We start from the raw sequence: 26,339 nt of genomic DNA, 5'->3' as shown, positions 1-26,339 counted from the left end.
CACCCAGGGGGTGGCCGGCCGGTGAAAAGTCAGGGAGGTCGGGGGTCCTAGGGCCTTTCGTTCGTCCGAACGAAAGGCCCTAGATCTCGCCACGGAGTTTCGCGAGGGCCTCGGCGAGGATCGCCTCGCCGTCCGCGTCGCTGCGCCGCTCGCGCACGTACGCCAGGTGCGTCTTGTACGGCTCGGTGCGCGGCGGTGCCGGCGGGCTGTCCCTGTCCTGTCCGGCCGGGAAGCCGCAGCGCGGGCAGTCCCAGGTCTCCGGTACCTGCGCGTCATGGGCGAAGCTCGGCTGCGTCTCGTGCCCGTTCGAGCACCAGAAGGAGATGCGGGCGCGCGGCGCGGATTCGCCTCGCTCGGCCTCCCCCATCGGCCCCGCTCCGACCCGGCTTCCCCGGATCGCGTTGCCACTTGCCACGGTCGTAACTCCCTGCGTGATGGTGCTCGAAGATGCCCCAGTCTACGTAAGGCCCAACGCGCGTCCAGTGAAAGGAGTTACACCGTCACCGGGAATCGCGAACGTCCGGTCAGCTGTCCAGCTTGATGAGCAGAGCAAGGACGACAATGCACGCGAACCAGGCCAGACCGACCACGACGGTGATGCGGTCGAGGTTCCGCTCGGCGACCGACGAGCCGCCCACGGAGGACTGCATTCCACCACCGAACATGTCGGAAAGGCCGCCACCCTTTCCCTTGTGCATCAGCACCAGCAGCATCAGCAGCAGGCTGAAGACGATCAGGGCGATCTCGAACGCCAAAACCACGGCTGGTCCCTACTTTCCGGAATTCCTTGGACTGCATGTACGAACAGCGGGGGCCCGGGGGTAGACCCCCCTCGGCCCCCGCAAGGGTACGACGGATCCGCGCTACCGCATACTCACTGGTCGCGGAAGCGGACGATCTTGACGAACTCGTCGGCGTCGAGCGCGGCGCCGCCGATGAGGGCGCCGTCCACGTCGGGCTGCGCCATGATGGCCGCGACGTTGCCGGACTTCACCGAGCCGCCGTACTGGATACGGACCGCGTCGGCCAGCTCCTGCGAGTACAGCTCGGCGAGCCTGCCGCGGATCGCGCCGCACACCTCCTGGGCGTCCTCGGGGGTGGCGACCTCGCCTGTGCCGATGGCCCAGACCGGCTCGTAGGCGATCACGATGGACTCGGCCTGCTCGGCCGGGATGTCCTTCAGCGCGCCGTCGAGCTGCGCCAGCGTGTAGGAGACCTGGTCACCGGCCTTGCGGATGTCCAGGCCCTCGCCGACGCAGAGGATCGGGGTCAGGCCGTGCTTGTAGGCGGCCTTCACCTTGGCGTTGCAGAGCTCGTCGCTCTCGCCGTGGTACTGGCGGCGCTCGCTGTGGCCGACGGCCACGTAGGCGCACTTCAGCTTGGCGAGCATCGGGCCGGAGATCTCACCGGTGTACGCGCCGGAGTCCTGGGCCGAGATGTCCTGGGCGCCGTACTTGATCTTCAGCTTGTCGCCGTCGACCAGTGTCTGCACGGAGCGCAGGTCGGTGAAGGGCGGCAGGACCGCGACCTCGACGGCCTCGTAGTCCTTGTCGGCCAGGGCGAAGGCGAGCTTCTGGACGTGGGCGATGGCCTCGAGGTGGTTGAGGTTCATCTTCCAGTTGCCCGCCATGAGCGGGGTACGGCCTTGTGCGGTAGCAGTCATGAAAGGTCAGTCCTCCAGTGCGGCGAGGCCGGGAAGCGTCTTGCCCTCGAGGTATTCGAGGCTGGCGCCGCCACCGGTCGAGATGTGGCCGAATGCGTTCTCGTCGAAGCCCAGGATGCGGACGGCGGCCGCGGAGTCACCGCCGCCGACGACGGTGAAGGCATCGGAGTCGATGAGGGCCTGGGCGACCGCCCTGGTGCCCTCGGCGTAGTCGGGGTGCTCGAAGACGCCCATCGGGCCGTTCCAGAAGACGGTGGCCGCGTCGGCGAGCTTCGATGCGTAGAGCTTGTTGGTCTCCGGGCCGTTGTCCAGGCCCATCACACCGGCCGGAATGGCGTCGGCGGCGACGGTGGCGGGGTGGCCCGGGGTCTTGGCCTTGAGGTCGGGGAACTGCTCCGAGACGACGACGTCGACGGGAAGCACGAACTCCACGCCCCTCTCCTTCGCGCGCTCGAGGTATCCGAGCACCGCCGGGATCTGGTCCTCCTGGAGGAGGGAGCTGCCGACCTCGTGACCCTGGGCCTTGAGGAAGGTGTAGGCCATTCCGCCGCCGATGAGGATGCGGTCGGCCTTCTCCAGCAGGTGGTCGATCACGCCGAGCTTGTCGGAGACCTTGGAGCCTCCGAGGACCACGACATAGGGGCGCGTGACGTCCTCGGTGAGCTTCTTGAGGACGCCGACCTCGGTGGCGATCAGACCGCCGGCCGCGTGCGGCAGCCGGGCCGGGAGGTCGTAGACCGAGGCGTGCTTGCGGTGGACGGCGCCGAAGCCGTCACCCACGTACACATCGGCCAGCTCGGCGAGACGGTCGGCGAAGGCGCCGCGCTCGGCGTCGTCCTTCGAGGTCTCACCGGCGTTGAAGCGGAGGTTCTCGATGACGGCGACCTGGCCGTCGGTGAGGGCGGCGACCGTGGCGCGGGCGGACTCGCCGACGGTGTCGGTCGCGAAGGCGACCTCCGTGCCGAGCAGTTCACCGAGGCGCGCGGCGGCGGGGGCCAGCGAGAAGGCCGGGTCCGGGGCTCCCTTGGGGCGGCCGAGGTGCGAGGCGACGATGACCCGCGCACCGGCTGCGGCGAGCCGGGCGACCGTCGGCTGGACGGCGCGGATGCGGCCGTCGTCGGTGATCGTGGTGCCGTCAAGCGGCACGTTGAGGTCGGCGCGGACGAATACCCGCTTACCCGCGACCCCTTCGGCGAGAAGTTCGTCGATCGTCTTCATCTCTGTTCCCATACTCCTTGGAAGGACGGATGAGCATGCGAGGGGGCTCGGACGGCGCCGCGTCGCGCCGTCCGAGCCCCTCACATCACACCTGGATGCCTGCCGATCCTAGGATCAGAGCTGGCCGCCGACGAAGACGGTCAGGTCGACGAGGCGGTTGGAGTAACCCCACTCGTTGTCGTACCAGCCGAGGATCTTCACCGAGTTGCCCTCCTGGACCATGGTCAGGGAGGAGTCGAAGGTGCAGGAGGACGGGTCGCCGACGATGTCCGAGGACACGATCGGGTCCTCGGTGTACGTCAGGAAGCCCTTGAGGTCGCCGTCGTCCGCGGCCTTCTTGAACGCGGCGTTGACCTCGTCCTTGGTGACCTCGCGCTGCAGCGTGACGACCAGGTCGGTGGCGGAACCGGTCGGGACCGGGACGCGCATCGCGATGCCGTCGAGCTTGCCCTTGAGCTGCGGGAGGACCAGGGCGGTCGCCTTGGCGGCGCCCGTCGTGGTCGGAATGATGTTCTCGGCGGCGGCGCGGGCGCGACGCAGGTCCGAGTGCGGGAAGTCCAGGATGCGCTGGTCGTTCGTGTACGCGTGGACCGTCGTCATCAGGCCCTTGACGATGCCGAAGTTCTCGTCGAGAACCTTGGCCATCGGCGCCACACAGTTGGTGGTGCAGGAGGCGTTGGAGATGACGTGGTGGTTGGCCGCGTCGTACTTGTCCTGGTTGACGCCCATCACGATGGTGATGTCCTCGTCCTTGGCCGGAGCCGAGATGAGGACCTTCTTGGCGCCACCGGCGATGTGCTTCTCGGCGTCGGCCTTCTTGGTGAAGATGCCGGTCGACTCGATGACGACGTCGACGCCCAGCTCACCCCAGGGGATGTCGGCCGGGTTGCGCTCCGAGAGCACCTTGATGGTGTGACCGTCGACGGTGATGGTGTCGGCGGTGTGGCTGACCTCGGCCTTGAGACGACCCAGAATGGTGTCGTACTTCAGCAGGTGAGCCGTGGTCGCAGTGTCACCCAGGTCGTTGACAGCCACGATCTCGATGTCCGCACCCTGCTCCAGCAGCGCGCGGAAGTAGTTACGACCGATGCGGCCAAAGCCGTTGATGCCTACGCGGATCGTCACGAACCGATCTCCTCGTTAGGAACGCCGGTTTCGATGCCGGCGAGTTTTATTAGGGATGTCCCCGACCGCCTCCGACCCTACCTCTCCGAAGGCCCCGGAGTGACATCGAGAGCGGAGGCGCGAAAAGGGATCCCCTTACTCCCCAGTAGGAGTAAGGGATTCCGGTCGGGTGGACCACCGGGGCGACCACCGTCCACGGCACGGTCACCAAGCGTCAACACCCGCCGGGGCGGGGGGCCTTGCGGCGCGAGGGCGGCCGACAGGGCAACATCACCGGGCGTCACCGACGCGGGGCCGGCCACCTGCGTTCCACCCACGGGAAACGGCCGCGGCCACCCCCTCAGCCCATTCGGCGAAGTGCGCAGCGGTCAACCCCGAGCGAACGCGCTCAATTGCGCGGACTTGCACTCGTTCGATGGAATCGCCAGGCGAGTACACCCTTTCGGGGCGCACGATCGAGGGAACCCCGGAGATCGCCCGCTCAATTGTGCGGGGTGGCGCTCGAAATCATCCGGAAATACTCCTCGCCCCGCCGACCGTGGAATGGCTCCGCACCCGGCAGGTGAATACCGCACGGCTTCCGTCTCCCGGGGGCCCGGCCCGCGAGGCCGGCTCCCCGGGGGCGCCGAGCCCCGGGACGGCCGGGCTCTCCTGCCGCCCTCAGCTCACGAGGCCGTCGGCCAGCTCCTCGCTGAGGGTCGATTCCGTGCCCGGGATACCGAGGTCCTGGGCCCGCTTGTCGGCCATCGCCAGCAGGCGCCTGATCCGTCCGGCGACCGCGTCCTTGGTCAGCGGCGGGTCGGCGAGCGCTCCCAGCTCCTCCAGAGAGGCCTGCTTGTGCTCCATGCGCAGCCGTCCGGCCGCCGCGAGGTGCTCAGGGACCTCCTCGCCGAGGATCTCCAGCGCGCGTCCCACCCGGGCGCCGGCGGCGACCGCCGCGCGGGCGGAGCGGCGGAGGTTGGCGTCGTCGAAGTTGGCGAGCCGGTTGGCCGTGGCGCGGACCTCGCGCCGCATCCGGCGCTCCTCCCAGGCCAGCACCGACTCATGGGCGCCGAGGCGGGTCAGCAGGGCACCGATCGCGTCACCGTCACGGACGACGACTCGGTCGACCCCGCGCACCTCCCGCGCCTTGGCCGCGATGGAGAGCCTGCGGGCCGCGCCGACCAGGGCGAGCGCGGCCTCCGGACCTGGGCAGGTCACCTCGAGCGACGAGGAGCGTCCCGGCTCGGTGAGCGAGCCGTGCGACAGGAAAGCGCCGCGCCAGGCCGCCTCCGCGTCACAGGTGGCCCCCGAGACCACCTGCGGGGGCAGGCCGCGGATGGGACGGCCGCGGCCGTCCACCAGGCCGGTCTGGCGGGCCAGCTGATCGCCGCCCGCCACCACCCGTACGACGTAGCGGGAGCCCCTGCGCAGTCCGCCGGGAGCCATCACGATCAGCTCCGAGCTGTGCCCGAAGATCTCGAGGATGTCCCGCTTGAGCCGGCGGGCCGCCATGGCCGTGTCCAGCTCGGCCTCGATCACAATCCGGCCGCTCACCAGGTGCAGCCCGCCCGCGAACCGAAGAATCGCCGAAACCTCTGCCTTTCTGCAGCAGGTCCGGGTCACGGGAAGCCGAGAGACTTCGTCCTTCACCGCTGGCGTCATCGCCATGGGCCGATCCTTCCATGCATCCGAAAAATACGGTCGTACGCGGCGGCCAACAGCTCCGGATCGTGAATCGGAACGCCGTCGGGTGAGGCCACGGGGGCCAGCTCGACCGCGGCTCCGAGCCGCTCTGCGGCGTCGGCGAGGGACTCGCGGTCGGGCACGGCGGCCTCGTCGGCCAACACCACGTCCATGGCGAGTTTAGGGGCGTGTCGTCCCAAAACCTCCAAATGACGCTGCGGTGAGAAGCCTTCTGTTTCACCGGGCTGTGGTGCGAGGTTCAGTGAGAGGACCTTACGGGCCTTCGTGGTGACCAGTGCGTCGAGCAGTTCGGGCACCAGCAGATGCGGAATCACCGACGAGAACCAGGAGCCCGGGCCGAGCACCACCCAGTCGGCGTCGAGCACCGCGGCCACCGCTTCGGGGACCGCCGGCGGGTCGACGGGCACGACATGGACGGACTGCACCTCGCCGGGGGTCAGCGCCACCGTCGCCTGCCCGCGCACGGTGACGATGTCCTCGGGTCGGTCCTGGTCATGGCCCCGGACGAGCGCCTGGAGCTCCAGGGGGACGGCGGACATCGGCAGCACCCTGCCGTGCGCGCCGAGCAGCTTGCCGACCAGGTCGAGTGCCTGGACGTGGTCGCCCAGCTGTTCCCAGAGGGCGACGATGAGCAGATTGCCCACCGCGTGCTCGTGGAGGTCGCCCTTGGACTCGAAGCGGTGCTGGATGACCTGGGCCCAGGTCTGGCCCCACTCGTCGTCGCCGCAGAGCGCGGCGAGCGCTTTGCGCAGGTCGCCCGGCGGGAGGACACCGAGCTCCTCGCGGAGCCGGCCGCTGGAGCCGCCGTCGTCGGCGACGGTCACCACGGCCGTGAGGTCGCCGGTGATCCGGCGCAGCGCCGTGAGCGAGGCCGACAGCCCCATGCCGCCGCCGAGAGCGACGACCTTGGGCTGCGCGCCGCGCTTACGGCCGGAGAGCGCGGCCGTGGCCCTGCTCAGCCGGCGCTGGCGCAGATGGCGACTGCTCACTCTCGCCCCATGTCCCGGTGGACGAGGACGGTCTCGATCCCCTCCGTGGCCAGCCGGGAGGCCAGCTTCTCCGACATGGCCACGGAACGGTGCTTGCCGCCCGTACACCCGACGGCGATGGTGACGTAACGCTTGCCCTCACGGCGGTATCCGGCGGCGATGAGCTGCAGCAGCTCCGTGTACTGGTTGAGGAACTCCTTGGCGCCCGGCTGGTCGAAGACGTAGTCGGACACCTCCTCGTTGAGCCCGGTGAAGGGGCGGAGCTCCGGGACCCAGTGCGGATTCGGCAGGAAGCGGCAGTCGACGACGAGGTCGGCGTCGACCGGCAGGCCGTACTTGAAGCCGAACGACATCACCGTCGCCCGCAGCTCCGGCTCCTCGTCGCCGGCGAACTGGGCGTCCATCTTGGCCCGCAGCTCGTGCACGTTGAGGCTGGAGGTGTCGATGACGAGGTCGGCGTCGCCGCGCAGCTCACGCAGCAGGTCACGCTCGGCCGCGATGCCGTCGACGATGCGGCCGTCGCCCTGGAGCGGGTGCGGACGGCGGACCGATTCGAACCTGCGCACGAGGGCGTCGTCCGACGACTCCAGGAAGACGATGCGCCGGGTGACGTGCTTGGCCTCCAGGTCGGCGAGCGACTCCCGGAGGTTGTCGAAGAACCGCCGGCCCCGCACGTCGACGACGACGGCGATGCGCGCGACATTGCCCTGGGACCGGGCGCCGAGCTCCACCATCGTGGGGATCAGCGCGGGCGGCAGGTTGTCGACGACGAACCAGCCGAGGTCCTCCAGACACTTGGCGGCGGTGCTGCGCCCGGCGCCCGACATTCCGGAGATGATCACCAGCTCGGGGATGGCGGGCGCGGTGGCCTCGGCCTTCTCCGTGGTGCTTCCCGTACTCATGTCTGCTGCTCCGTCTGTTCGGCCGCGTTCGTCCTGGTGTTCATTCGCGTGCTCGGTCATGTGCTGCTTCCCCCGTCGTCCTCTTCGATGATCTCTCCGGTGGCGGTGTTCACGGCGGGCGCGGCCGGGGCGGCCGTGGCGAAGGCGGCGGCCACCGATTCCGCGGTCCTGCGCCCTATGCCCGGCACCTCGCAGATCTGGTCGATCGTCGCCTGCCGCAGCTTCTTGACGGAGCCGAAATGCTTGATCAGCGCCTGCTTGCGGGTCTCGCCGAGACCGGGGACGTCGTCCAGGGGGCTGCTGCGGATGCGCTTGGCCCGCTTGGCCCGCTGGTAGGTGATGGCGAAGCGGTGGGCCTCGTCCCGGATGCGCTGGAGGAGATAGAGGCCCTCGCTGGAGCGGGGCAGGACCACCGGGTCGTCGTCATCGGGCAGCCAGACCTCTTCGAGACGCTTCGCGAGACCGCAGACGGCGATGTCGTCGATGCCCAGCTCGTCCAGGGCGCGCTTGGCGGCGGCGACCTGGGGCTGCCCGCCGTCGACGACGAGGAGCTGGGGCGGGTAGGCGAAGCGCTTGGGGCGGCCGTCGTCCTCGCGGGGCTCCTCCCGGCCGGGGACGTCCTCCGGCACCGCGGGTACGGGCCCGGTGGGCGCGGGGCCGATGGGCGCGGGGCCGGCGGGTGCGGGGACGGTGTGCGGGGCGCCTGTGGGTGCGGGGCCGGCGGGTGCGGGCCCTGTGGACGCGGGGGTCTCCTCCCACTCCCCCGTCCGCTCCTTCTCCTGGAGGTAGCGCTTGAAGCGGCGGCCGATGACCTCGTGCATCGAGCGGACGTCGTCCTGGCCCTCGAAGCCCTTGATCTGGAACCGGCGGTATTCGCTCTTGCGTGCGAGGCCGTCCTCGAAGACCACCATGGACGCGACCACGTCGTCACCCTGGAGGTGCGAGATGTCGAAGCACTCGACGCGCAGCGGAGCCGTCCCGAGACCGAGTGCCTCGGCGATCTCCTCCAGGGCACGGGAACGCGTCGTGAGGTCGGAGGCGCGCTTCGTCTTGTGCAGCCCCAGCGCCTGCTGGGCATTGCGCTGGACCGTGCCCATCAGGTCCTTCTTGTCGCCCCGCTGCGGGATACGCAGGCTGACCTGGGATCCCCTGCGGTCCGCGAGCCACTGGGACACCGAGTCGGGGTCCTCGGGGAGTGCCGGGACCAGCACCTCCTTGGGGACGGAGTCACCGGACTCCTCCCCGTAGAGCTGCTGGAGCGCGTGCTCGACCAGGCCCGAGGTGTCGACGGCCTCGACCTTGTCGGTGACCCAGCCGCGCTGACCCCGCACCCTTCCGCCACGGACGTGGAAGATCTGGACCGCCGCTTCGAGCTCGTCCTCGGCGACGGCGATCAGGTCGGCGTCGGTGGCGTCGGCGAGGACCACGGCGCTCTTCTCCATGGCCCGCTTCAGCGCCTCCGCGTCGTCCCGCAGCCTGGCCGCGCGCTCGTACTCCATCTCCTCGGCCGCGTCCGTCATGTCCTTCTCCAGACGGCGGATGTACGTCCCGGTGCGGCCTGCCATGAAGTCGCAGAAGTCCTCGGCCAGATCCCGGTGTTCCTCGGGGGTGACCCGCCCGACGCAGGGCGCGGAGCACTTGCCGATGTAGCCGAGGAGGCACGGGCGGCCGGTCCGCTCGGCGTTCTTGAAGACACCGGCGGAGCAGGTGCGCACGGGGAAGACCCTGAGCATCAGGTCGACGGTCTCGCGGATCGCCCAGGCGTGGCCGTACGGGCCGAAGTAGCGCACGCCCTTCTTCTTGGCGCCACGCATGACCTGGACGCGCGGGAACTCCTCGTTGAGCGTGACCGCGAGGTAGGGATAGCTCTTGTCGTCGCGGTACTTGACGTTGAACCGGGGGTCGAACTCCTTGATCCAGGAGTACTCCAGCTGAAGCGCTTCGACCTCGGTGGAGACCACGGTCCATTCCACGGAGGCAGCCGTGGTGACCATGGTGCGGGTACGCGGGTGAAGACCGGCCAGGTCCTGGAAGTAGTTGGCCAGGCGCTGACGCAGGTTCTTCGCCTTCCCGACGTAGATCACCCGGCGGTGCTCGTCGCGGAATTTGTAGACCCCCGGGGAGTCGGGGATCTGTCCCGGCTTGGGGCGGTAGCTGGAGGGGTCTGCCATGTCTCACACCCTACTTGCGGGCAGTGACAGAGCGGCATATCCGGGGTCCAGGAGGACGGGGAGAACCGCCGGGTCAGGCTCCGGGGCCCGCGATCAGCTTTCCGCCCTCGATCTTGACCGGGACGGAGGGCAGCGGCACGGTCGCGGGACCGTGCACCGCCTTGCCCGTGGTCACGTCGAAGCGGCTGCCGTGGCAGGGGCAGTTGCCCTCGTTGTCCTCGACCTTGTCCAGGAGACAGCCGGCGTGGGTGCACTGTGCGCTGAAGGCCTTGTACTGCCCGGCGGCCGGGCAGCTCACGACGACCCGCTGCTCGCGGTAGAGCTTCGCCCCGCCGACCGGGACCTCCTCCGGAGCGCCGAGCTCCACGGGCGCGGTGGGCGTGGGGGTCTCCGCGTGGCCGAGCTTCGACTCGGTCGAACAGGCTGCCGCTCCCAGACCGGCGGCACCGGCGAGAGCGGCGCCCTTCAGGACGGTACGGCGGGCGGCGGGCAGGCCGGGCATGCGGTCTCCACTGGTCGGGGGGACAGAGAGCCGCCGTCACCGTCCGGGGCACCGGGTGCCGGGGATCCCGGGCACGGGCCGCACCTGAAGGCATGAGCGACAGACCCGACCATACCGGCGGAAGGTGACGGCCCTTCGCCCGGCCCCGGACACCGCGGACGGCCGGGGCCGGGCGGAGCGGCTCCCTGAGTGAGGGTGCCGCTCCGCCCGGACGGCGTCAGGCCTTCCGCGCGCGGGTGGCCTTCTTCGGCGCGGGCTTCTCGGCCGCGGCCTTCCCTGCCGTCCGCGCCGTGGCGGTCCTGCGGGCCCCAGGTGCCTTCGCGGCGACGGCCTTCTTCGCCGGCGCCTTGCGGGCCTTGCGGGCCTGGGGCACCGCGGCCTGGCCGACCCGGTCGGCGCCCAGGACATCCTGGAGGAACTTCCCGGTGTGGCTGGCCGGCACCGCGGCGACCTCCTCCGGGGTGCCCTCGGCGACCACGAGACCACCGCCGTTACCGCCCTCGGGACCCATGTCGACGACCCAGTCGGCGGTCTTGATGACATCGAGGTTGTGCTCGATGACGATCACCGTGTTGCCCTTGTCGACCAGGCCCGAGAGGACCGAGATGAGCTTGCTGATGTCCTCGAAGTGCAGACCGGTCGTCGGCTCGTCCAGGACGTACACCGTGCGGCCCGTGGAGCGCTTCTGCAGCTCGCTCGCCAGCTTCACCCGCTGCGCCTCACCGCCGGAGAGCGTCGGCGCGGACTGGCCGAGCCGGACGTATCCGAGGCCGACCTCGTTGAGCGTGCGCAGGTGGCGGGCGATCGTGGGGACGGCCTCGAAGAACTCCAGGCCCTCCTCGATCGGCATGTCCAGCACCTCGGCGATGGACTTGCCCTTGTAGTGGACCTCCAGGGTCTCCCGGTTGTAGCGCGCACCGTGGCAGACCTCGCACGGGACGTACACGTCGGGCAGGAAGTTCATCTCGATCTTGATCGTGCCGTCACCCGAGCAGTTCTCGCAGCGGCCGCCCTTGACGTTGAAGGAGAAGCGGCCCGGCATGTAGCCGCGCACCTTCGCCTCCATCGTCTCGGCGAACAGCCTGCGGACATGGTCGAAGACTCCGGTGTACGTGGCCGGGTTGGAGCGGGGCGTACGACCGATCGGCGACTGGTCGACGTGGACCACCTTGTCGACGAGGTCGTCGCCGTCGACCCTGGTGTGCCGCCCGGGGACCGACTTGGCGCCGTTGAGCTCACGCGCGAGGTGGGTGTAGAGGATGTCGTTGACCAGGGTCGACTTCCCCGAGCCCGAGACACCGGTGACCGCCGTGAGCACACCGAGCGGGAAGGAGACGTCGATGTCCTGGAGGTTGTTCTCCCGGGCGCCGTGCACCGTGAGCCGGCGCCCGGGGTCGACGGGACGCCGGATGTCCGGCATCTCGATCACCCTCTTGCCGGCGAGGTACTGGCCGGTGATCGACTCCTTGTTGGTCAGCAGCTCGTCGAGCGAGCCGGAGTGGACCACCTTGCCGCCGTGCTCGCCCGCACCGGGGCCGATGTCGACGACCCAGTCGGCGACCTTGATGGTGTCCTCGTCGTGCTCGACGACGATGAGCGTGTTGCCCATGTCCCGGAGCCGCACCAGGGTCTCGATCAGCCGGTGGTTGTCGCGCTGGTGCAAGCCGATGGACGGCTCGTCCAGCACGTACAGCACGCCGACGAGTCCGGAGCCGATCTGGGTGGCGAGGCGGATGCGCTGGGCCTCGCCGCCGGACAGGGTGCCCGCGGCGCGGTTCAGCGAGAGGTAGTCGAGGCCGACGTCGACGAGGAACCTCAGCCGCTCGTTGACCTCCTTGAGCACCCGCTCGGCGATCTTCTTGTCGCGGGCGTTCAGCTTGAGCCGGCCGAGGAATTCGGCGCACTCGCTGATCGACATCGCGGCGACCGCGGCGATGGACTTCTCCATCACCGTCACGGCGAGGACCAGCGGCTTGAGCCGGGTCCCCTCACAGGCCGCACAGGCCACCTCGCGCATGTAGCCCTCGAAGCGCTCACGGCTGGAGTCACTCTCGGCCTCGGAGTGACGCCGCTTGACGAACTGGACCGCGCCCTCGAAGCGGGGCGTGGTGTAGGCGCGCTCGCGTCCGTACCTGTTGCGGTAGCGGACCTCGGTCTGGATCTTGTGGCCGTGGAGCAGGGCCTTCTTGGCGCGCTGCGGCAGTCCGGCCCAGGGGATGTCCGTACGGAATCCGAGGGCGTCGGCCAGCGCGCTGATCTGGCGCCCGAAGTACTCCTTGGTGTGCCCGTGCGACCAGGGGTGGATCGCGCCCTCGTCCAGGGACTTGTCCTCGTCCGGGACGATCAGCTCCGGGTCGACCTCCATCCGCGTGCCGATGCCCGTGCATTCGGGGCAGGCACCGAAGGGGGAGTTGAAGGAGAAGGAGCGGGGCTCCAGCTCCTCGAAGGAGAGGTCGTCGTACGGGCAGTAGAGGTGCTCGGAGTACATCCGCTCACGCTCGGGGTCGTCCTCGTCGAGGTCGACGAAGTCGAGCACGACCATGCCGCCGGACAGGCCGAGCGCCGTCTCGACGGAGTCGGTCAGCCGGCGCTTGGCGCTGTCCTTCACCGTGAGCCGGTCGATGACCACCTCGATGGTGTGCTTCTCCTGCTTCTTCAGCGCGGGCGGCTCGGACAGCTGGATCGTCTCGCCGTCGACCCGGGCCCTGCTGTAGCCCTTGGTCTGGAGATCGGAGAAGAGGTCGACGAACTCCCCCTTGCGCTCGCGCACCAGCGGGGAGAGCACCTGGAAGCGGCTGCCCTCGGGCAGTCCCAGCACCTTGTCGACGATGGCCTGCGGCGACTGGCGCGCGATGGGGCGCCCGCACTCGGGGCAGTGCGGCTTGCCGATCCTGGCGAAGAGCAGCCTGAGGTAGTCGTAGACCTCGGTGATGGTGCCGACCGTCGAGCGCGGGTTGCGCGAGGTCGACTTCTGGTCGATGGAGACGGCGGGCGAGAGGCCTTCGATGAAGTCCACGTCCGGCTTGTCCATCTGGCCGAGGAACTGCCGGGCGTACGAGGAGAGCGACTCCACGTAGCGCCGCTGGCCCTCGGCGAAGATCGTGTCGAACGCGAGCGACGACTTGCCCGATCCGGAGAGCCCGGTGAAGACGATGAGGGAGTCACGGGGGAGATCGAGCGAGACGTTCTTCAGGTTGTGCTCGCGCGCGCCACGGACGATGAGACGGTCGGCCACGCCGGTCCGCACCTTTCTGGAGAGAAATGGGGGAACTGAGCCCCTCTCCCAGGGTATGGGGGGCGCCACAGCGATGTACGAAGCTTTCGACTCCGAGCGTATAGCACGCGCATTCGATTTACGGTCGAGTGAGGACTCCATCACCCGAATGAGTGGTGAGGTCTACGCTCGGTCCATGACTGATCATGCGCGCGACCTGGAAGCTGTACGTGAAGCGACCGATCGACTGCTCAGCGCCATGGGCACCATGGACGACGGCATCGTTGCCGAGCCGTCGCGTCTGCCGGGCTGGAGCCGCGGCCATGTTCTTGCCCACCTGTCACGTAACGCCGACGCGCTCGTAAATGTTCTCCGGGGGCGCCCGATGTACGCGAACAGCGAAACCCGGGACGCCGACATCGAACGTGACGCACCTCGCCCCCTGGCCGCCCAGACCGCCGATCTGCGCACGAGCGGAGCGGCCTTCCTGGCCGTGGCCGACGCACCCGCCGACTGGTCACGCACGGTCACGATGCGCAACGGTGTGACGGACTCGGCCTCCCGCATCCCCTTCCGCCGCTGGATCGAGGTCGAGCTGCACCACGTCGACCTGGGGGTGGGATACGAGCTGGAGGACCTGCCCGAGGAGTTCGTGACCCGGGAGAACGACTTCCTGGCGGACCGGTTCGCCGGGCACCCCGCTGTCGTCCTCACGACGGCGGTCGCCCCGGACGGCCGGCGCTGGACCACGGGCGGCGGCTCCGACGGAGCCCCGGTGACCGTCCGGGGCACTGCCGTCGGCATCCTCGGCTGGCTCTGCGGACGCCGTGACGGCTCCGCGCTGACCGTGGAAGGCGGCGGTCTTCCCACGCTGCCCCCGCTATAGGCTGCGTCTCATGACGTACAGCGGAGCGGTCAAGGTCGGCGGACCTGCGGATGTGCACGAGCTGACGGATCTGATGATCTCCAAGGTCGCCGTCGGGCCGATGAACAACAACGCGTATCTGCTGCGCTGCCGGGCTACCGGCGAGCAGCTGCTGATCGACGCGGCAGCCGAGGCGGAGACCCTGCTGCGGCTGATCGGCGAGGACGGCATCGCGTCCGTCGTCACGACGCACCGGCACGGTGACCACTGGCAGGCGCTCGGCGAGGTGGTGGCCGCCACCGGCGCGCGGACGTACGCCGGGCGGTACGACGCCGAGGGCATCCCCGTCCCGACCGACGAACCCGTCGAGGACAACGGCACGATCCGGGTGGGCGAGGTCTCGCTCACCGCGAGGCATCTGACCGGCCACACCCCCGGGTCCATCGCCTTGGTCTACGACGACCCGCACGGCGCCCCGCACGTGTTCACCGGCGACTGCCTCTTCCCGGGCGGCGTGGGCAACACGCACCAGGACCCGGAGGCGTTCGCGAGCCTGCTCCACGATGTGGAGACCAAGCTCTTCGACCAGCTGCCGGACGAGACCTGGGTCTACCCGGGCCATGGGCACGACACCACACTCGGCGCGGAGCGCCCGCAGCTGCCCGCATGGCGCGAGCGCGGCTGGTGAACCGGTGAACGCCCGACGGCCGGGTGCCCCTCGTGGGCCCCGGCCGTCGGTGTGTCCGCACAGTCCCGACAGTCCCGCCGGCGCTACTTCTCCGCGCCTACGTTCTCGCTGTCGTCCTTCCGCTCGCCCTTCGCCGCGTCCTGCCTCCTGGTGGCGATCAGGCTGGTGATCGTCGTGATCACCAGGACGCCGCAGATCACGGTGAGGGAGAAGGGGATGGAGATCTCCGGGACGTGCACCCCTGACTCGTGCAGGGCGTGCAGCACCAGCTTGACGCCGATGAACCCTAGGATCACCGAGAGCCCGTAGCTGAGGTGGACCAGCTTCTTCAGCAGACCGCCGATGAGGAAGTACAGCTGGCGCAGGCCCATCAGGGCGAAGGCGTTGGCGGTGAAGACGATGTACGGGTCCTGGGTCAGGCCGAAGATCGCCGGGATGGAGTCCAGCGCGAACAGCACATCGGTGGTGCCGATGGCGAGCATGACCACCATCAGGGGGGTCAGGACGCGCTTGCCGTTGTTCCGGATGAAGAGCTTGGTCCCGTGGTACTTGTCGGCGACCCCGAAGCGGTGCTCGATCGACTTCAGCAGACGGTTCTCCTCGAACTCGTCCTCCTCCTCGTCGGCCCGTGCCTCCTGGATCAGCTTCCAGGCGGTGTAGATCAGGAACGCGCCGAAGATGTAGAAGACCCACGAGAAGTTGGCGATGACCGCGGCCCCGGCCGCGATGAAGATCGCACGGAGCACCAGCGCTATCAGCACACCGAAGAGCAGGACTCGCTGCTGGAGGTGGGAGGGCACCGAGAACTTCGCCATGATCAGGACGAAGACGAAGAGGTTGTCGACGCTGAGCGACTTCTCGGTGATGAAGCCCGCGAAGAACTCGCCCGAGGCCCGGCTCTCACCGAAGACCAGCAGGCCGAGCCCGAAGAGCACGGCGAGGGCGATCCAGACGACCGTCCAGATCCCGGCTTCCTTGGTCGACACGTCATGGGGCTTGCGCCCGATGAAGAAGTCGACGGCGATGAGGGCGCACAGACCAAGAATGGTCAGCGCCCAGAGGGTCCATGAAACGTCCACTGCGCCTCCGGCAGTTCGCTACGGGCTATGGATCAGCGTCGTCGCTGCCGGAGGTCTCTTCCACCCGGGAGCGCGGGATGCGCGCCGGGCCGGCGCCCCGGGACCGCCACAGTCCGTATTGACGGGAACGCCGCGACGGGAGTACTCCCCTCCGCACCAAGAACAGTACATGAAGTACCAAGAAAAGGTAAAGTCTCCACCAAGAAAAGATCAAAAGCCCAGTTCAGGGTGGGTCAGGGCAGGTCGGCGCAGGTCAGTAGGTTGCGCGCCGAGCAGCGGCCACCAGCGCGAGCACCTGCTCCAGGACGCGACTGCCCTGCGGAGTCCTCAGCGGCTCGTACGTCCACGCGTGGCCCACCCAGGGGTCGGCGAGATGGTCATCGGCCACCGGCGTGATCCGCAGCAGGGACCGCCACAGGGGGTCGAGGACCGGGCCGTAGGCGCGGGTGTCCTCGCGGTCGGCCACCATCAGCAGATGCACGCCCACCGAGGGGCCCTCGTCGGCCAGATAGCGCAGCTGGTTGACGGTCCTGTCGTCGAAGCCGTGCGGGAAGTCGTTGACGATCAGCAGCTGCTCCCCCGCGTCGAGGTCCGGGGGCAGCGCGTCCGCGGCGCCGGCCCTGATCGCCATCTGCAGCAGATCGACCCGCCGGGTGAGGTGGGCGAGCACCGAGGACACGCCTTCCGCCCCGGCCGCGGGCGGACCGGCGAGCACCCCGGAGTCGGTCAGGGGCGCGAGCGGACCCGCGGCTGAACCGGCGGGGTCGATGACGTGCACGGAGAATTCGTTCGCCGGGTGGACGGCGAGCAGCCGCGCGGCCAGGGTGACCGCGGTCTCCATGGCCAGGGTGCGCAGCTCGTCCCCGGCCGTCTCGGCGGCCGCGTCGGAGGCCGTACGCCCGCTGTCGACCCAGATCCCTCGCTCCAGGGGCAGCCGTACCAGCAGCGGGATGCGCAGGCCCGGGTCCTCCGGCAGCCGGAGGTCGCCGATGCGCAGGGCCATCGGGTTCTCCATCGGGACGCGGTAGCCGTGCCAGACAGGGTTGTCCCAGCCGGCGTACGCGGCGGGGAGGGCCGGTTCCACGACGGCGGACTCGGCGGCGAGCTGGGCGAGACCACGGTCGAGCGCCTCACGTGCCCGGCCGGTGAGTTCGTCGTGCTTGGCCCTGGCCGCGTCACGGGCGCGTTCGCCCGCACCGCCGATGCGGGCGCGCGGGTCGGAGAGGGCCTGGTCGAGCTCCCGGTCCATCCGGGACCCGGCGAAGTCGACGGCGCTCCGGTAGGCGGCGACCGCGCGGGCCAGGTCCTCGAACATGCCCCAGATCTGGTTGTGGAGCCGCTCGTCCATGGACCAGCCGGTGGCGTCACCCGCGACGGGCTGCGCGGGCTGTCCCGGGGATGCGGGCGGGGCCGTCGGCGGAGGAGAGGGCGGCGCCGAGGCCTGCCGGCGCGGATGCGCGTAGTCGACGCGTCCGCCCGGGGAGTCCGGGTGCGGGGGCGCGGGTTCTCCGGACGGCGTGGCGGCCGGCGCTGAGGCAGGCGGCGCTGAGGTGGGCGGCGCTGAGGCAGGCGGCGCCCCGCTGCCTCCGGAGGGCGCGGGACCTGTGGGGTGGCGCACCCGCTCGCCGTCGGGGGTACGGGGCGGCGGCACGGACCGGGCCAGCCCGGAGGCGACAGCCTCCTGGATGGAGTCGGCCAGCTGCGCCGCCTCGGCCACCCCCTGGTCGGCGAGCATCCCCGCGAGCCCCGTGGCATAGCCCTGGCCGACGGCGCGGACCTTCCAGGCGCCCTGGCGGCGGTAGAGCTCGAGGGCCGAGACGGCGGACTCGGTGTCGAGGCCGGTGAGGGTGAACGTGGCGATCTCGGTGCCGTCGAGCCCGGTGACGGCGACGAAGGGGGCGGCCACCGCGCCGAATCTGCCCGGCTGCCCGGCCCCCGCGGGAAGGGCGAGGAGCACGGTCACGCGGTGCACCGCGTCGGGCAGGGCGTCCAGGTCCACGGCCAGCCGGTGGTCGGCCGCCGCCTGCCGGGACACCTCAAGTCCTGACACCCGGTGCGCCGCGGGGTGGGCCACCCACTCCGCGCCCCGGACGACGCCCCGCTCGTCCCCGAGCGTGGCCCCGGCCACGACGGGTGAGCCCGCCGACACCCTGATCTCCAGACGGGTCTGGGGCAAGGCGTGGTTCTGCCCCCGGACCAGCTCGGCCGTCATCGCCCTGTCCCCTCGACGTTCGGTGGAGTGCCCTGCCATGGGCGCAGCTCCCGGCGGCGGGTGCCTCCGGGAGCTGCTCGTACGGATCGCGGGCCGGGTGCGGCCCCCCGCGGTGTCTACAGATGCGGCAGGATCGCCGGCATCAGGTCCTGGAACGTGCGGCCGTTGGCCGGGTTGCCGAGGGCGGTCATCTGCCATCCGGCGCCCGCGCGGTGCACCTTGGCCATGATCTGCGCCGTGTACTGGCCGCCGCCGTCCAGCGTGTAGCGGGCGAGCTCCTGACCGTTGGTCTCGTCGACGATGCGACAGAAGGCATTCTGCACCTCCTGGAACGTCTGGCCGGTGAACGAGTTCACCGTGAAGACGATCTGGTCGATGTGGACCGGGACACGCTGCAGATCGACCAGGATCGCCTCGTCGTCGCCTCCGGAGCCCGCGCCGCCGACCAGGTTGTCGCCGGTGTGCGTGACCGAGCCGTCGTCGCTGACGAGGTGGCGGAAGAACACGACGTCCACGGGCTGCTTGTCGGCGAAGAGCACCGCCGAGGCGTCCAGGTCGATCTCCCGGGTGCGCGAGCCGAACAGCCCGCGGCGCGGGGCCGCCTGCCAGCCGAGCCCCATCCGTACCGCGGTCAGGGTCCCCCCGTCGCTCTTCTGCAGGCTGATGGCCTGGCCCTTGGTCATGTTGACCGTCACGCGCTGTCCCCTCTCCGCTTGCCCCGCAGCCGTCGGTCTGCGGTTTCCCCGAACCCTACGCAGTCCCGGGAGGCGGAAAGGAGTCATGGGCCGTTTTTGTGTCGGTCCTGCAACACTGCGGGGTCCCCGGGAACACCGGGGCCCCACGGGGTCAGGCCAGCCCCGCCTCCCTCATCTGACGCAGCTCCTTCTTCAGCTCCCCCACCTCGTCGCGCAGCCGGGCGGCCACCTCGAACTGCAGGTCGGCGGCGGCGGCCCGCATGCGGTCGGTCATCTCCTCGATGATCCCCGCGAGCTCCGACGCCGGCCGGTCGGTGACCACAGCGCCGTCCTTCTTCGCCTTGCCTCCGGCGCCCGCCTTGCCGCCCAGTGAGGGAACCGCGGTCTTGGTCTCCTTGGCCTGCCGGTAGCCCGTACCGAGCAGCTGCTCGGTGTCGACCTCCTCGCGGGCGATGGAGGCGACGATGTCGTTGATCTTCTTACGGAGCGGCTGCGGGTCGACCCCACGCTCGGTGTTGTAGGCGATCTGCTTCTCGCGGCGGCGGTTGGTCTCGTCGATGGCCTGCGCCATCGCCGGGGTGATCTTGTCGGCGTACATATGGACCTGCCCCGAGACGTTGCGGGCGGCACGTCCGATGGTCTGGATCAGCGACGTGCCGGAGCGCAGGAAGCCCTGCTTGTCCGCGTCAAGGATGGCCACGAGCGACACCTCGGGCAGGTCGAGCCCCTCACGCAGGAGGTTGATGCCGACCAGGACGTCGTACTCACCGGAGCGCAGCTCGCGCAGCAGCTCGATGCGGCGCAGCGTGTCGACGTCGCTGTGGAGGTAGCGGACCTGGATGCCCAGCTCCAGGAAGTAGTCCGTGAGGTCCTCGGACATCTTCTTGGTGAGGGTGGTGACCAGGACGCGCTCGTCCTTCTCGGTCCGCTTGCGGATCTCGTGGACCAGGTCGTCGATCTGGCCCTCGGTGGGCTTGACGACGACCTCGGGGTCGACGAGCCCGGTGGGCCGGATGATCTGCTCGACGTACCCGTCGCCCCGGGACATCTCGTACTTCCCCGGGGTCGCGGAGAGGTAGACCGTCTGATCGATACGACCCAGGAACTCCTCCCACTTCAGCGGGCGGTTGTCCAGGGCGGACGGCAGCCTGAAGCCGTGGTCGACGAGGGTCCGCTTGCGGGAGGCGTCGCCCTCGTACATCGCGCCGATCTGCGGGACGGTGACGTGCGACTCGTCCAGGACGAGGAGGAAGTCCTCGGGGAAGTAGTCGAGGAGGGTGTTGGGGGCGGTACCGGGCGAGCGGCCGTCGAAGTGCATGGAGTAGTTCTCGACGCCGGAGCAGGTGCCGATCTGCCGGAGCATCTCGATGTCGTACGTGGTGCGCATGCGCAGGCGCTGGGCCTCCAGCATCTTGCCCTGCTTCTCCATCTCGGCGAGGCGCTGCTCCAGCTCCTGCTCGATGCCGCCGATCGCCTTCTCCATGCGCTCGGGACCCGCCACGTAGTGGCTGGCCGGGAAGACGTGGACCGAGGTGTCCTCGCTGATGACCTCGCCGGTGAGCGGGTGGAGGGTCGAGAGTGCCTCGATCTCGTCGCCGAACATCTCGATGCGGACGGCGAGCTCCTCGTACACCGGGAAGATCTCGATGGTGTCGCCGCGCACCCGGAAGGTGCCGCGGGTGAACGCGAGGTCGTTGCGGGTGTACTGGATCTCCACGAAGCGGCGCAGCAGCTGGTCCCGGTCGATCTCGTCGCCGACCTTGAGCTGGACCATGCGGTCCACGTACTCCTGCGGGGTGCCCAGGCCGTAGATGCAGGAGACGGACGCGACGACGACGACATCGCGCCGGGTGAGCAGCGAATTCGTGGCGGAGTGCCGCAGCCGCTCGACCTCCTCGTTGATCGAGGAGTCCTTCTCGATGTAGGTGTCCGACTGCGGGACGTACGCCTCGGGCTGGTAGTAGTCGTAGTACGAGACGAAGTACTCCACGGCGTTGTTCGGGAGGAGCTCGCGGAACTCGTTGGCCAGCTGGGCCGCCAGCGTCTTGTTCGGCGCCATCACCAGGGTGGGCCGCTGCAGCTTCTCGATCATCCAGGCGGTCGTCGCCGACTTGCCCGTGCCGGTCGCGCCGAGCAGGACGACATCCTTCTCACCTGCGCGGACACGCCGCTCCAGCTCGGCGATGGCCGCCGGCTGGTCACCGCTGGGCTGGTAGGGACTGACGACCTCGAAAGGCGCCACCGAACGTTCGATCTTCGAGACTGGCCGCATACAACCACCGTACGGCGCCCCACTGACAACGGCGGTGGATCAGCGGCTCCGCGGCTGACGGTACGCCCTGCGCGAGGCCGTCTCGTAGGGCCTGGCGGGGCGCCGCTGGGCGGGGATCGAGCTCATCGCCCCACCGCACCGGGCCGCGGTACCCGGCAGCGGGCCGGTCCCCCGGGGCGCACCGGTCACCACCAGGGGGTCGACCATCACGATCACCGCGGCGAGCAGCAGGAAGCAGCCGGGTCCGATCATCATCGGCAGGAGCAGCGAGGTGGGGGCCTCCCCCGGCCCCGCCGGTGCCGCGTCGGGGTGCAGGTGCACCTGGAGCGCGGCCATGCCCGTGTAGTGCATCCCGCTCACGGCCACGCCCATGACCACACTCGCGCCCAGGCTGGGGAGGAAGCCGTGGATGTTGACGGCCGCCCACAGCGCCACGATGGAGGCCACCACGGCGATGACGACGGAGAGCGCGACGGTGAGCGTCTGATATTCGAACAGTCCCGCGAAGTTCACTCCGGCCATGCCGAGGTAGTGCATGGAGGCCACCCCGAGGCCGGTGATCGTCCCGCCGGTGACCAGCGCCATCGGGGTGGCGCCCCGGTAGCCGACGAGGAATATGCCGACCCCGACCATCACGATGGCCACGGCGAGGCTGGCGAAGGTCAAGGGCCGGTCGTAGCTCATCGGCGCCTCCCTGACGGAGAAGCCCAGCATCGCGATGAAGTGCATCGTCCAGATACCCGACCCGATGGAGGTCGCCCCGAGGGCCAGCCAGCCGGCTCTGGAAGCGCCTCGTGTGCGCAGGGAGCGCGTGGTGCACCGAAGACCGAGCGCGGCGCCGAGGCACGCCATGAGGAATGCCGTGACGGGCGTCACGAGGCCGTAGGTGAATCCGTCGACTGTGCCCTGCATGCTGGTATGCCCTTCGCGGTGTGCCCGGGTTCGGGGTGACCCTAAAGGGCAAGGCCCGGCAAGCAAACATAAGAGCGGCATTTTATCCGCCTCTGGGCGGTCCGGCGATCCGCCTTCCACCACGGCGTTCACAACATGGCCATCATCCCCCTCCCGTCCGTTGGGTATCGGATGCGATTCTCTGGCTGTCCGCATCCCGACGCGAGGAGTACACGTGTCCGTACGCACAGCAACCACCTCCGGCGCCGTCGCCGCTCTGCTCGGAACCTGCGTCCTGCTGCCCGCCACCCAGGCCCAGGCATCGGACGCCCAGGACAGCCCGGTCGTCTACGCCCACCGGGGCGCCTCGGCCTACGCCCCGGAGAACACCCTGGCCGCCGTGGACGCGGCCGACGACCTGGGCATCGACTGGGTGGAGAACGACGTCCAGCTCACCAAGGACGGAGTGCTGGTCGTCGTGCACGACACCAGTCTCAGCAGGACCACCGACGCCGAGGAGGTCTTCCCCGACCGTGCGCCCTGGGCGGTCAAGGACTTCACCGCGGCGGAGATCGCGAAGCTGGACGCGGGCAGCTGGTTCGGCGAGGACTTCGCGGGCGCCCGGGTGCCGACGTTCAAGGAGTACCTGCGCCGCATCGAGCGCAACCACCAGAACCTGCTCCTGGAGATCAAGAGCCCCGAGATCTACCCCGGCATCGAGAAGGAGACCCTGCGCGTCCTGCGCCAGCAGGGGTGGCTCGATCGTGGTCACGTCAAGGACAGGCTGATCGTCCAGAGCTTCGGTGCAGAGAGTGTGAAAACTGTCCACGCGCAGCGTCCTGACGTCGTGACAGGCTTCCTCGGCACCCCGGCGGTGGCCGATCTTCCGTCGTACGCGGCGTTCACCGACCAGATCAATCCGGCGTACGCCGACATCGGCGCGGACTACGTCGCGGCGGTCCAGAAGCTCAAGGGCGCCCACGGCAAGCCGCTCCAGGTGAACACCTGGACGGTGAACGACGCGGCCAAGGCCGTGGAGGTGGCCGGCTTCGGTGTGGACGGCATCATCACCAACAACCCCGATGTCGTCAGGGACGCCACCCGCTGAGCGGCTGACCGCCCGGCGTTGTCAGTGGCCGGCCGTACGGTGGGCCACATGGAGAGCAGTGAGCAGGTTCTGGAGTGGTCCGTCGTGCCGAGCGGCATCGGCCCGCTCCTGCTGGCCGCGACCCGGACCGGCCTGGTGACCGTGGCCTTCCACGCCCGCCCGGCGGTCCGGGACAAGGTGCTCGGGCAGCTGCGGACGCGGCTCGGCGCGGAGCCGGTGGAGGCCCCGGACTCCGCGCTGCTGGCCGAGCCGATACGTCAGCTCGCCGCGTATTTCGCCGGCGAGCTGCGGGACTTCTCGCTCGCTCTCGACTGGTCGCTGAGCTCCGGCTTCCACCGTGAGGTGCTGCGCGAGCTGGCCTCCGGCGTGCCGTACGGGACGGTCGTGGGCTACGGGGACCTGGCGAGCCGGGTCGGCAGGCCGGGCGGCGCCCAGGCCGTGGGGGCTGCCATGGGCTCCAACCCGCTGCCGGTGGTGGTCCCGTGCCACCGGGTGGTGGAGAGCGACGGAGAGCTGGGCGGGTTCGGCGGCGGTCTTGAGACGAAGCGGCAGCTGCTGGCGATCGAGGGGATACTCCCGCAGCCGCTGTTCTAGCCGACAAAGCCCATGGATCCCGTTCGGACCGCTCACACCTGCGCAGGCGCAGGATCGGGTGCACCGTCCCGGAGAAGGCCGACCAGGTCCGCGACCGCGAGAAGCTCGGGTCCCGGGGCGGTCGGCCACAGGCCTCCGGCAAGGACGGCCACAAGGAACGCCACGCGGTGGAGTGCGGGATCATCCGGCTGAAACGACACCGCGCAGTGGCCACGAGATGCGACAAACTCGCCGTCCGATACGAGGCGACCGTGCTGGTTGCGGGCCTCAACGAGTGGCTGTGACCGACACTTTCGCGACCAGCCTAGATGTGGAATGTGGTGGTTGCCTCCAGAGCCGCCCGGCCGGTCGCGACCCGGTTTACCGGCGCGTTCTCGTCGGCGTAGCCGAAGGAGACCCCCACGAGCAGCTTCCCCTGGTCCACTCCGAGTTGATCGCGGACGGTGTCGGCGTGGAAGCTGAGCAGGCCCTGCGGGCAACTGGCCACGCCGTAGGCGGTCATGGCCAGCAGCAGCGTCTGCAGGTAGGCGCCGGCGTCGGCGGCCAGTCGCGGCCCGCCATCGCCGGCGACGAACAGGAACGCGGCGTGGGGCGCCCCGTAGAAGCCCAGACTCTCCGCGTCGTACGCCGCGCGGGCCGTGTGGTCGTCGGGGCCGATGCCCAGCGCTCCGTACAGGTCGGCGCCGAAGGCGGCCCGCCGTTCCTGGTGGACGGGGGCGTACATGTCCTCGGAGTACGGGTAGTCGGCCGTGACGCGTCGCTCGGCGTGGGCCGTTCGCAGGGCGTCGGCCAGTCGGTCTCGCCGCGCGCCGCCGACGACCTCGACCCGCCACGGCTGCGCGTTGGAGTTGGACGGCGCGGCGCCGGCCAGGGAGAAGATCCTGCGCAGAGTCTCCTGGGGTACCGGGTCGGGGCGGAAGGCGCGGGTCGCGTGGCGCCCTCGTATCAGCTGCTCGGCGTACTCCCACGTCCGTGTCCCGCCCGTCCGTGTTCCGCCGGTGGCCGGCGCCTCGTTCGTGCGCGTCCGAGTGAAAACCGGTCCGCTCATGGAACTCTCCCTGGATTCATCAAAGTAAACGGAACCGTTTACCTGGAATCACACTACAGCCAGGCCCCCTCCGAAGTAAACGAGAACGTATACTTACGTCATGACCACTGTGACGACGGCGTCTCGACGGCAGGGGCGCGGAGGACGGGAGCGCATCCTGGCCGCCGCTGCTGGACTGTTCGCAGTTCAGGGGATCAACGCGACCGGCATGGAGCAGATCGCGGCGCGGGCGCCGGTGTCCAAGCGCACCCTCTACGCGCACTTCCGGACCAAGGACGAGCTGGTCCTCGCCCACCTCAAGGACCTCGCCTCGACGGGGCGCACGCTGGAAGGCGCGCTGACGCAGAAGGACATCCCTCTCAGGGAGCGAATCCTCACACTGTTCGACCCGCCCCCGGCCGGCACGGATCCGGTGCGCGGATGCCCGTTCATCGATGCCGCCGTGGAGTTTCCCGACCCGCAGAACGCGGTTCACTCCTATGCCCGCGAAAGCAAACTGCTGATGGTGCGGCTGGTTGCCGAGCTGGTGGCGGAACTGGGCTGTCGCGAGCCCTCGGTCCTCGCCGAGCAGCTGGTGACCCTCGCGGACGGTGCCGCCAGCCGCGCCATGGTGCTGGGCGACTCGGACTACGGCCGGCATGCGCGGACAGCGGCGGAGATCCTCCTGGACAACGCGCTGCCGAGAGAAAAGCAGACTTTCGCGACACGCCCCTAGGGCGCGTTGGCACTAGCTGCCCTGGGTGCCCTGACCGGTCCGGCCGCGGAGCCCGGTCCAGGCCGGGTGGTGAGGGTCGTCGGCCCGTACGACCGCGTCCGCGCGTTCGGCCGGGGTGACCTCGTCCTCGTACCGCGCGAAGGCGGGCAGCGTCCACCGCTCGCTCTCCGCCGTACGCCGCCGCAGAGCGCCCGGCGAGAGGCTCAGATGCACTCCGAGGTCGAACGGGAACCACTGCCCGAGGAGCAGCGGACCGTGCAGGATGAGCACGCCGCCCTCGGGCAGCACCTGGTACGGGCTTCGGGTCGCCCGGTCCGTCACGGGGTTCCAGAGATCGGGCAGGACCCGGCCGTTGCCGCCGGGTTCCAGCGGGCGGAACACCTCCCGCCACAGCGCGCCGGTGTCGAACCAGCTGTCGGCGTAGGAGTCCGGGTCCTCCTTGCCGTATTCGTAGCGCAGGCTGGCCGGGCGCAGGAAACCGCCCGTGGAGACGGTGAGCACCGGGCGCCCGCGGGCCCGCAACTCCTCGGCGAGGTGCCCGGCCGGATCTTCGGGCCGGGCGGCCGGAGCGCCGTCGATGCCGATCCTGAGCCACGGCCCGCCGTCGGCCGGTGCCGTTCCGTCGGCGTGCTCGGCCAGGGCTTCGGCCAGCCGTTCCCAGGTGATCGGTTCGAATCGCACCCGTCCATCATCACCCCGCGT

At 69.8% G+C, this 26,339-nt stretch carries 23 protein-coding genes; 5 read left to right on the top strand and 18 right to left on the bottom strand.

What is annotated here, in order from left to right:
- Positions 1–79: 79 nt before the first annotated feature.
- From AB0C75_RS05530 to uvrA, 11 genes are all read right to left on the bottom strand, one after another.
- Positions 80–415 carry an RNA polymerase-binding protein RbpA gene (locus tag AB0C75_RS05530; protein WP_099176117.1) on the bottom strand — a complete coding sequence of 112 codons (336 nt, stop codon included), beginning with the start codon at positions 413–415 and terminating at the stop codon, positions 80–82.
- Between the two features lie 109 nt (positions 416–524).
- Positions 525–761, bottom strand: a complete 237-nt coding sequence (gene secG / locus AB0C75_RS05525; RefSeq protein ID WP_014156893.1) for a preprotein translocase subunit SecG — start codon at positions 759–761, stop codon at positions 525–527.
- Between the two features lie 113 nt (positions 762–874).
- Positions 875–1,663, bottom strand: coding sequence for a triose-phosphate isomerase (tpiA, locus tag AB0C75_RS05520; RefSeq protein WP_362887336.1), 789 nt, complete (start codon positions 1,661–1,663; stop codon positions 875–877).
- Between the two features lie 6 nt (positions 1,664–1,669).
- Positions 1,670–2,881, bottom strand: coding sequence for a phosphoglycerate kinase (locus tag AB0C75_RS05515; protein ID WP_362887334.1), 1,212 nt, complete (start codon positions 2,879–2,881; stop codon positions 1,670–1,672).
- Positions 2,882–2,995: 114 nt separating this feature from the next.
- Entirely contained in the window at positions 2,996–4,006 is a 1,011-nt protein-coding gene (gene gap / locus AB0C75_RS05510; protein WP_362887332.1) for a type I glyceraldehyde-3-phosphate dehydrogenase, read from the bottom strand.
- Between the two features lie 660 nt (positions 4,007–4,666).
- A complete protein-coding gene (gene whiA / locus AB0C75_RS05505; protein ID WP_362887330.1) occupies positions 4,667–5,656 on the bottom strand; it encodes a DNA-binding protein WhiA in 990 nt (329 codons plus the stop codon).
- A complete protein-coding gene (yvcK, locus tag AB0C75_RS05500) occupies positions 5,647–6,681 on the bottom strand; it encodes a uridine diphosphate-N-acetylglucosamine-binding protein YvcK (RefSeq protein WP_362887328.1) in 1,035 nt (344 codons plus the stop codon). The genes whiA and yvcK overlap by 10 nt, the downstream gene beginning before the upstream one ends.
- On the bottom strand, positions 6,678–7,643 hold the full coding sequence (gene rapZ / locus AB0C75_RS05495) for an RNase adapter RapZ (RefSeq protein ID WP_362887326.1): 966 nt from the start codon (positions 7,641–7,643) through the stop codon (positions 6,678–6,680). The genes yvcK and rapZ overlap by 4 nt, the downstream gene beginning before the upstream one ends.
- On the bottom strand, positions 7,640–9,754 hold the full coding sequence (uvrC, locus tag AB0C75_RS05490; RefSeq protein ID WP_362887324.1) for an excinuclease ABC subunit UvrC: 2,115 nt from the start codon (positions 9,752–9,754) through the stop codon (positions 7,640–7,642). The genes rapZ and uvrC overlap by 4 nt, the downstream gene beginning before the upstream one ends.
- Before the next feature lie 73 nt (positions 9,755–9,827).
- Positions 9,828–10,256, bottom strand: coding sequence for a Rieske (2Fe-2S) protein (locus AB0C75_RS05485; protein WP_362887323.1), 429 nt, complete (start codon positions 10,254–10,256; stop codon positions 9,828–9,830).
- A gap of 217 nt (positions 10,257–10,473) precedes the next feature.
- On the bottom strand, positions 10,474–13,491 hold the full coding sequence (gene uvrA, locus AB0C75_RS05480) for an excinuclease ABC subunit UvrA (protein WP_362887321.1): 3,018 nt from the start codon (positions 13,489–13,491) through the stop codon (positions 10,474–10,476).
- A 175-nt stretch (positions 13,492–13,666) separates the two neighbouring features.
- On the opposite strand from uvrA, the gene AB0C75_RS05475 reads away from it, so the two are divergent.
- Together AB0C75_RS05475 and AB0C75_RS05470 are read left to right on the top strand one after the other, a co-directional pair.
- Complete coding sequence (locus AB0C75_RS05475) at positions 13,667–14,356, top strand: maleylpyruvate isomerase family mycothiol-dependent enzyme (RefSeq protein WP_362887319.1); 690 nt, start codon at positions 13,667–13,669, stop codon at positions 14,354–14,356.
- Between the two features lie 10 nt (positions 14,357–14,366).
- Positions 14,367–15,023: an MBL fold metallo-hydrolase gene (locus tag AB0C75_RS05470; protein WP_362887317.1), complete on the top strand. Its 657-nt coding sequence runs from the start codon at positions 14,367–14,369 to the stop codon at positions 15,021–15,023.
- Positions 15,024–15,106: 83 nt separating this feature from the next.
- On the opposite strand, the gene AB0C75_RS05465 is transcribed toward AB0C75_RS05470, so the two are convergent.
- From AB0C75_RS05465 to AB0C75_RS05445, 5 genes are all read right to left on the bottom strand, one after another.
- Positions 15,107–16,102: a TerC family protein gene (locus AB0C75_RS05465; protein ID WP_362887315.1), complete on the bottom strand. Its 996-nt coding sequence runs from the start codon at positions 16,100–16,102 to the stop codon at positions 15,107–15,109.
- Between the two features lie 253 nt (positions 16,103–16,355).
- The gene (locus AB0C75_RS05460; protein WP_362887611.1) at positions 16,356–18,314 is read right to left on the bottom strand and encodes a TerD family protein; all 1,959 of its coding nucleotides are present in this window, start codon (positions 18,312–18,314) and stop codon (positions 16,356–16,358) included.
- A gap of 116 nt (positions 18,315–18,430) precedes the next feature.
- Positions 18,431–19,009 carry a TerD family protein gene (locus AB0C75_RS05455; protein ID WP_362887313.1) on the bottom strand — a complete coding sequence of 193 codons (579 nt, stop codon included), beginning with the start codon at positions 19,007–19,009 and terminating at the stop codon, positions 18,431–18,433.
- 151 nt (positions 19,010–19,160) lie between these two features.
- Positions 19,161–21,281, bottom strand: coding sequence for an excinuclease ABC subunit UvrB (gene uvrB / locus AB0C75_RS05450; RefSeq protein WP_362887311.1), 2,121 nt, complete (start codon positions 21,279–21,281; stop codon positions 19,161–19,163).
- Positions 21,282–21,320: 39 nt separating this feature from the next.
- On the bottom strand, positions 21,321–22,193 hold the full coding sequence (locus AB0C75_RS05445; RefSeq protein WP_362887309.1) for an MHYT domain-containing protein: 873 nt from the start codon (positions 22,191–22,193) through the stop codon (positions 21,321–21,323).
- A 214-nt stretch (positions 22,194–22,407) separates the two neighbouring features.
- On the opposite strand from AB0C75_RS05445, the gene AB0C75_RS05440 reads away from it, so the two are divergent.
- Both AB0C75_RS05440 and AB0C75_RS05435 read left to right on the top strand, forming a co-directional pair.
- On the top strand, positions 22,408–23,280 hold the full coding sequence (locus AB0C75_RS05440; protein ID WP_362887307.1) for a glycerophosphodiester phosphodiesterase family protein: 873 nt from the start codon (positions 22,408–22,410) through the stop codon (positions 23,278–23,280).
- Positions 23,281–23,328: 48 nt separating this feature from the next.
- The gene (locus AB0C75_RS05435) at positions 23,329–23,874 is read left to right on the top strand and encodes a methylated-DNA--[protein]-cysteine S-methyltransferase (protein ID WP_362887305.1); all 546 of its coding nucleotides are present in this window, start codon (positions 23,329–23,331) and stop codon (positions 23,872–23,874) included.
- Positions 23,875–24,178: 304 nt separating this feature from the next.
- On the opposite strand, the gene AB0C75_RS05430 is transcribed toward AB0C75_RS05435, so the two are convergent.
- Positions 24,179–24,922 (bottom strand): nitroreductase, encoded by a 744-nt coding sequence (locus AB0C75_RS05430; RefSeq protein WP_362887303.1) that lies wholly within the window; start codon positions 24,920–24,922, stop codon positions 24,179–24,181.
- Positions 24,923–25,022: 100 nt separating this feature from the next.
- Between AB0C75_RS05430 and AB0C75_RS05425 the strand changes: the two genes are divergently transcribed.
- A complete protein-coding gene (locus AB0C75_RS05425) occupies positions 25,023–25,637 on the top strand; it encodes a TetR family transcriptional regulator (RefSeq protein WP_362887301.1) in 615 nt (204 codons plus the stop codon).
- Positions 25,638–25,649: 12 nt separating this feature from the next.
- On the opposite strand, the gene AB0C75_RS05420 is transcribed toward AB0C75_RS05425, so the two are convergent.
- A complete protein-coding gene (locus tag AB0C75_RS05420) occupies positions 25,650–26,318 on the bottom strand; it encodes a uridine kinase (RefSeq protein ID WP_362887300.1) in 669 nt (222 codons plus the stop codon).
- Positions 26,319–26,339 lie beyond the last annotated feature (21 nt).

It is taken from the genome of Streptomyces sp. NPDC048565 (genome assembly GCF_040650935.1).
GTDB lineage: Bacteria > Actinomycetota > Actinomycetes > Streptomycetales > Streptomycetaceae > Streptomyces.
Note: the sequence above shows the minus strand (reverse complement) of the source record. Positions and strands in the feature narration are given on the sequence as shown.